Genomic DNA, 6,295 nt, shown 5'->3' with positions numbered 1-6,295 from the left:
CCGCTCAGTAAGGTCGGGGGCGGCCGTGGGGCGTCAGCCCGTGGCCTGCGGTCTTCCCCGAGTCCCGAGGTGTCGGCAGTGAACACAGAGCAGCCCCGCGCGACGCGGTCGCCGGTGGTCGTCGTGGGGATCGGCGCGGACGGCTGGGACGGGCTGGCCGAGACCTCCCGGCGGGCGCTGCTGGCCGCGGACGTGGTTGTCGGCGGGGGCCGCCAGCTGGCGCTGCTGCCGGACGCGTGCCGGGCCGAGCGGGTGGCGTGGCCGTCGCCGCTGCGGCCGGCCGTGCCGAAGCTGGTCGCCGAGCACGCGGGCCGCGCGCTGTGTGTGCTGGCCAGCGGCGATCCGATGTTCTACGGGATCGGGCGGACCCTCGCCGAGGAGCTGGGCCCGGAGCGGCTGCGGGTGCTGCCGCATCCCTCGTCGGTGTCCTACGCGTGCGCCCGGCTGGGCTGGGCGGCGCAGGACACGGAGGTCGTGACGGCGGTGGGCCGTCCGCTGGAGCGGGTGGCGGCGGTGCTGCACGAGGGCCGGCGGCTGCTGGTGCTCAGCGCCGGCGCGGACACCCCCGGCGAGCTGGCCGCGCTGCTGCGCGGACGCGGTTTCGGGCCGAGCCGGATGGACGTCCTGGCGCGGCTCGGCGCCGAGGACGAGACGCACACGACGGGCACGGCGGAGAGCTGGTCTGCGCAGCCGGGCGACCCGCTGAACGTGGTCGCGGTGGAGTGCCGCCGTGAGCCGGGCGCGCTGCGGCTGGGCCTGGTGCCGGGCCTGCCGGACGAGGCGTACGAACACGACGGGCAGCTCACCAAGCGGTACGTGCGGGCGGCGACGCTGGCGGCGCTCGCGCCGGAGCCGGGCGAGCTGCTGTGGGACGTGGGCGGCGGCTCGGGCTCGATCGCCGTCGAGTGGCTGCGGGCGCACCCCGCGTGCCGGGCGGTGAGCGTGGAACGGGACGCGGTGCGGGCCGAGCGCATCGGCCGGAACGCGGCCGCGCTGGGCGTGCCGGGGCTGCGCGTGGTCACCGGCCGGGCGCCGGCGGCGCTGGTCGGGCTGCCGACGCCGGACGCGGTGTTCATCGGCGGCGGACTGACCGGCCCCGGGCTGTTGGACGCCTGCTGGGAGGCGCTGCGGCCCGGCGGGCGGCTTGTCGCGAACACGGTCACTCTGGAGTCCGAGGCGCTGCTGGCCGGCTGGTACCGGCGGCACGGCGGGGAACTGGTGCGGCTCGGTGTCGCGCACGCCAGGAGCGTGGGCGGCTTCACCGGCTGGCGGCAGGCCATGCCGGTGACCCTGTGGTCGGTGGTCAAGGATCCCGTGGCCACGGGCCCCGTGGGGGACGCCGAACCGGGCGGGAACGACACGGCAGGAGACGACTGAAGCGATGACGGTGTACTTCATCGGCGCCGGCCCCGGCGCCGCCGACCTGATCACGGTGCGCGGCGCCCGGCTGCTCGCGGAGTGCCGGGTGTGCCTGTACGCGGGCAGTCTGGTCCCGCGTGAGCTGCTGGCGGAGTGCCCGGAGGGGGCACGGCTGGTGGACACCGCGCAGCTCAACCTGGACGAGATCACCGCCGAGCTGGTCGCCGCGCACGCCTCCGGGCACGACGTGGCGCGGCTGCACTCCGGCGACCCGTCGGTGTTCAGCGCGGTCGCCGAGCAGATGCGGCGGCTGGACGCGGCGGGCGTGCCGTACGAGATCGTGCCGGGTGTGCCGGCGTTCGCGGCGGCGGCGGCGTCGCTGAAGCGGGAGCTGACCGTGCCGACGGTCGGGCAGACGGTCATCCTGACCCGCATCGCGCAGCGCGCCACGGCGATGCCGCCCGGCGAGGACCTCGCCACGCTGGGCCGCAGCGGCGCGCTGCTGGTGCTGCACCTGGCGACGCGCTACGTGGACCGGGTCGTGGACGAGCTGCTGCCGCACTACGGCGCGGACTGCCCGGCCGCCGTCGTCGCGATGGCCAGCCGGCCCGACGAACTGGTGCTGCGCGGCACGCTCGCGGACATCGCGGAGCAGACCAAGGCCGCCGGGCTCGTGCGCACGGCTGTGATCATCGTGGGGCGCACGCTGGCCGCCGAGCAGTTCCCGGACAGTCACCTGTACTCGCCCGAGCGTGAACGCCCCGAGGGCGGCTGCGCGTTGTGACCGAACGGCCGCACGTGCTGCTGCTCGGCGGCACGTCCGACGCCCGCCGCCTGGCCGCCGAACTCTCCTCGGCAGAGGCCCGGTTGCGGGTCACCAGCTCGCTGGCCGGACGAGTGACCCACCCCCGCCTGCCGGCCGGCGAGGTACGTGTCGGCGGCTTCGGCGGCGTGTCCGGGCTGGTCGACTGGCTGCGCGCGCACCGGGTGGCCGCGATCGTGGACGCCACGCACCCGTTCGCAGCCGTCATGAGCCGGAACGCGGCTCTTGCCGCCGCCGAGACCGGCACCCCGCTGCTGGCCCTCCGCCGCCCGGCATGGACGTCCGGCCCCGGTGACCGCTGGCACGAGGTCGACACCCCGGCCGAAGCCGCCGCGCTCCTACCGCAGTTGGGCCGCCGCGTCTTTGTCACCACGGGACGCGGCGACCTGGCCGCGTTCACCGCCGCCCCCGAACTCTGGTACCTGATCAGGTCGGTGGACCCACCCGAGCCGACCGACCTCCCTCCGCACCACGAACTCCTCCTCGCACGCGGCCCGTTCGACCTCGCCGCCGAGCGGGAGACGCTGCGCCGCCACCGGATCGACGTGCTGCTGACCAAGAACAGCGGCGGTCCGGCGACGTCCCCCAAGCTGCTGGCCGCCCGAGAGGCCGGCATCCCGGTGGTACTCCGCCGCCGCCCGGCGACCCCGCCGGGCGTTCCCGAAGTCCCGGACGTCCCGGGCGCCCTGCACTGGCTGGACTGCCAGCTGTCCCACTGACGCGTGCGGTCAGGACCGCGGCGTGATGTTGGCGTTGAGGCGGAAGAGGTTCGTCGGGTCGTACGTCGCCTTGATCTCGGCGAGCCGTTCCCGGTTCCCGCCGTAGCCCTCGCGCAGCAGCTTGTCGCCCTCCTCCAGGAATCCCGGGAAGTTGAGGTAGAGGCCGCCGGTGGAGAAGGAGCCGTGCAGGTCGGCGAAGACGCCGCGCACCCACGTCATGTTCGCGTCCGAGTCGGCCTCCTCCTCCCAGTTGGCCTCCAACCCGAGGAGGTAGGGGTCCGCACGGTTGGCAAAGGCGGTCTCCTCCTCACCCACCCGGGCCATCGCGCCTCCCTGGAACCAGACGTCGATGGTCGAGGCCGGCGAGGGCGACGCGGCGACGTGGGTGACCAGCCGTTCGACGAGTTCGTCGCTGAGCTCCGAGACGTTCAGGGACTTCCAGTAGTAGCGGCCCCCGTCCGGGTAGTCGGCGTCCAGTACGCTCTGGGCCTCCACGTAGGGCATGCGCCCGCTCAGGTCGCCGAGCGGCTCGGTGATCTCCCGGAGCGGCCGCACGGCCCGCTCGCCCTCGTCCGGGTCTCCGGGGTACACGGCGAGGAGCGCCACGAAGAGCTGCCCGTGCGCCTCGTCCGGGAACTCCTCGGCCTCCGGAACCCGGCCGAGGACGCCGACCGGTGCCACCCCGTCGGGCGCTTCGGACACGTACCGTTCGCACGACCGCAGCACCTCCCGCGCGCGGCTCAGCGGGTAGTGCGGGAAGCAGAGGAAGACCTCGGGGCCCAGCGGGTGCAGGCGGTACTCGAAGGACGTGACGACGCCGAAGTTGCCGCCGCCGCCCCGGATCGCCCAGAAGAGGTCGGGGTGCTCGGCCTCGCTGGCGACGCGCAGCCGCCCGTCAGCCGTGACGACCGTGGCGGAGACGAGGTTGTCGCAGCTCAACCCGTGTCTGCGGCGGAGCCATCCCATCCCGCCGGAGAGCGTCAGCCCGGCGATGCCCGTCCGCGACACCACTCCGAGCGGGGTGGCCAGCCCGTGCTGCTGGGTCGCGCGGTCGAGGTCCCCGAGTGTGCAGCCGCCCCGCGCCCGCGCCGTGCGCCGCTCGGCGTCGACCTCGACCTCGTTCATCTCGGACAGGTCGATGACCAGTCCGTCGTCGCACACCGCCTGGCCTGCCACACCGTGCCCACCGCCGCGTACCGCGAGCGGCATCCCCAGGTCGCGGGCGAAGTCGACCGAGGCGGTCACGTCCTTGTCGTCGACGCATCGCACCACCAGGGCCGGGCGCCGGTCGATCATGGCGTTCCAGATCGAGCGTGCCGAGTCGTAGGCGGAGTCCTCCGGCCGGACGACCCGCCCCTTCAGCCCGTCGGCGAACGCGGCCAGCCGGGCTTCCGGAATGCCGGGCGCGGCCCTCTCGCCGCCCGCGCCGTCAGGCCGGCCCGTCGCTGTCGCCGGCGACGCGCCCTGGTGGCTGTGGTTCCCGTTCATGGGCCCCACCTCCCTCTCTCCAGGCTCACACCAAGCGCGGGCGGTCACCACCGGGGCGGCGGCCCGCCCTCAACGGCCCGCCACCGGTCGGGTAGAACGGAAGCCGACCGACCTCAAAGATCCGGGGGACCCGTGCCGTTCACGTTGAGCCATGCGGCCGCCGCACTGCCCGGCCTCCGCCGGGACGGCACGGGCCGGGGGCCGCTGGTGGCCTCGGCACTGGTGGCCGGGACGATGGCACCGGACGCCGTGTACTTCGCCGACAGCCTGCTGCCGGGGGCGATGCGGCTGGGCGCCACGACCCACTCGGCGGTGGGCGTGCTGACCGTGGACGTGATGACGGCCGGCCTGCTGGTGTTGCTGTGGCTGTGGGTGCGGGGGCCGCTTCTCGCGCTGCTGCCCGCGCACCGGCAGGCGCGGGCGTACGCGCTGCTGGGTCCGCGCACGCCGGGCGTGCGCCCGGGAGTGCGGCTGCTGGTGTGCGGCTATCTGTCGGCGGCGCTCGGCGCGGCGACACACGTCGTCTGGGACGCCTTCACCCACCAGGGCCGCTGGGGCGTCCGCGCCCTGCCCTTCCTGGACTCGACCGTCGCCGGCTTCCCCGGCTACAGCCTCGCCCAGTACGGGAGTTCGGCGGTGGCGCTGGTTGTCCTCACGCTCTTCTGGCGGTCGGCGATCCGGCACCTGCCGGCCGGCGGACCGCCGGCCGGGGTGCCGGTGCTGTCACGCCGCGCCCGGTGGACGGCGGTGGGACTGCTGGTGGCCGCGATGCTCGTCGGCGCCGTCCACCGCTGTCTGCGCTGGGCGGCGGTGTCGGAGGTACCGCTGACGCCGCTGGACCTGATCCCGACGTCGCTCTTCGGGGCGGGCGCCGGACTCGCCGTCGCCCTCCCGCTGTACGCGGTGGTGGTACGGCTGCGCGCGCCGGCGCGTACGCCGGTGGACCCGCCGGCCGGCACGCCGTCGCGCGCGCCGGGATCCGAGCCGGCGCAGGCTGCCGCTCAGCCGCCCGGCGGGCGGCGGAGTTCGTCGAGCGTGGGATCGAGCGACGCCTCGTAGACGCCCGTGCCGCGGCAGAACCAGCAGTGCCCGGAGCGCACCAGCGTCTCCAGCGGAACGCGGAACGGGTCCGGGCCCGGCCCATACGCCCAGGCGCGCGGCACCTGGCCGGCGCCGTGGCAGAACTGGCACTGCGGCCCGCGCGGTTGTTCCGGTTCGTCTGCCGGGCCCGTCATGGCACTCGCCCTCGCATGTCTCGCCTGTCGCTCCGCCGCGCGCCCAGCGGGTTCGCGGCGCTCGCCAGCGCCCATCTATACCACTCGTGGACATACGACGGGCCGCCCCCGGCCAGGCTGTGTCCGGGGGCGGCCCGAGTCGTACGGCGCGAGCGGCGCCACCACCGCTGTGGCGGCGGCTCAGCGCAGGGCGAAGAGCGTGTCGCCGGCCTTCACGTCACCCGACTCGACGACGTCGGCGAGGGCGTCCGCCGTCACCTCCAGCGCGATCACCGGCGAGATCGGGGACTTGCCGGCGGCCTCCACGGCCGCCGGGTTCCAGCGGATCACCGGCTGGCCGCGCGTGACCTTGTCGCCCTTGGCGACCAGCAGCTCGAAGCCCTCCCCGTCCAGCTTGACGGTGTCGATCCCCAGGTGCGTGAGCACCCCGCGTCCCGCGTCGTCGGCGACGACAAACGCGTGGGCGTGCAGGGAGACGATGACGCCGTCGAGCGGCGCAAGCGCCTCGGACGGCTCACGGACCGGGTCGACGGCCGTGCCGGGGCCGACCATCGCGCCGGCGAACACCGGGTCGGGCACGGCGGCGAGTCCGATGGCACGACCGGCAAGCGGTGACGTGACCGAGGTCATGGGGGCCTCCCAGGGGATGGAGCGTTGGTACGGGGGTGGGG

7 protein-coding genes are annotated in these 6,295 nt (G+C 75.1%); 4 read left to right on the top strand and 3 right to left on the bottom strand.

The features are described 5' to 3' along the window. Positions 1-78 precede the first annotated feature (78 nt). The 3 genes from cbiE to GL263_RS19240 are packed head-to-tail and all read left to right on the top strand — an operon-like array spanning position 79 to position 2,901. On the top strand, positions 79-1,377 hold the full coding sequence (gene cbiE, locus GL263_RS19250) for a precorrin-6y C5,15-methyltransferase (decarboxylating) subunit CbiE (RefSeq protein ID WP_323379475.1): 1,299 nt from the start codon (positions 79-81) through the stop codon (positions 1,375-1,377). A 4-nt stretch (positions 1,378-1,381) separates the two neighbouring features. Continuing rightward, positions 1,382-2,143, top strand: coding sequence for a precorrin-4 C(11)-methyltransferase (gene cobM, locus GL263_RS19245; RefSeq protein WP_182856979.1), 762 nt, complete (start codon positions 1,382-1,384; stop codon positions 2,141-2,143). Beyond that, a complete protein-coding gene (locus GL263_RS19240; RefSeq protein WP_182856978.1) occupies positions 2,140-2,901 on the top strand; it encodes a cobalt-precorrin-6A reductase in 762 nt (253 codons plus the stop codon). Before cobM ends, GL263_RS19240 begins: the two co-directional genes overlap by 4 nt. Before the next feature lie 9 nt (positions 2,902-2,910). Here the strand turns inward: GL263_RS19240 and GL263_RS19235 are convergent, their stop codons facing one another. Beyond that, on the bottom strand, positions 2,911-4,389 hold the full coding sequence (locus GL263_RS19235; protein WP_228456655.1) for an FAD-binding oxidoreductase: 1,479 nt from the start codon (positions 4,387-4,389) through the stop codon (positions 2,911-2,913). A 132-nt stretch (positions 4,390-4,521) separates the two neighbouring features. Between GL263_RS19235 and GL263_RS19230 the strand changes: the two genes are divergently transcribed. Beyond that, positions 4,522-5,448 (top strand): DUF4184 family protein, encoded by a 927-nt coding sequence (locus tag GL263_RS19230; RefSeq protein ID WP_182856977.1) that lies wholly within the window; start codon positions 4,522-4,524, stop codon positions 5,446-5,448. On the opposite strand, the gene GL263_RS19225 is transcribed toward GL263_RS19230, so the two are convergent. Both GL263_RS19225 and GL263_RS19220 read right to left on the bottom strand, forming a co-directional pair. Beyond that, entirely contained in the window at positions 5,391-5,624 is a 234-nt protein-coding gene (locus GL263_RS19225) for a hypothetical protein (RefSeq protein ID WP_182856976.1), read from the bottom strand. The genes GL263_RS19230 and GL263_RS19225 overlap by 58 nt on opposite strands. 180 nt (positions 5,625-5,804) lie before the next feature. Further along, the gene (locus GL263_RS19220) at positions 5,805-6,254 is read right to left on the bottom strand and encodes a PTS sugar transporter subunit IIA (RefSeq protein ID WP_182856975.1); all 450 of its coding nucleotides are present in this window, start codon (positions 6,252-6,254) and stop codon (positions 5,805-5,807) included. Positions 6,255-6,295: the final 41 nt, after the last annotated feature.

The organism is Streptomyces durbertensis (assembly GCF_014156695.1).
Classification (GTDB): domain Bacteria; phylum Actinomycetota; class Actinomycetes; order Streptomycetales; family Streptomycetaceae; genus Streptomyces; species Streptomyces durbertensis.
Note: the sequence above shows the minus strand (reverse complement) of the source record. Positions and strands in the feature narration are given on the sequence as shown.

Bases quoted from the DNA above. Each gene is read 5' to 3' on its own strand.
- GL263_RS19235 (WP_228456655.1), bottom strand. From the start codon at position 4,389: ATGAACGGGAACCACAGCCACCAGGGCGCGTCGCCGGCGACAGCGACG.
- cobM (WP_182856979.1), top strand. From the start codon at position 1,382: ATGACGGTGTACTTCATCGGCGCCGGCCCCGGCGCCGCCGACCTGATC.
- GL263_RS19220 (WP_182856975.1), bottom strand. From the start codon at position 6,254: ATGACCTCGGTCACGTCACCGCTTGCCGGTCGTGCCATCGGACTCGCC.
- GL263_RS19225 (WP_182856976.1), bottom strand. From the start codon at position 5,624: ATGACGGGCCCGGCAGACGAACCGGAACAACCGCGCGGGCCGCAGTGC.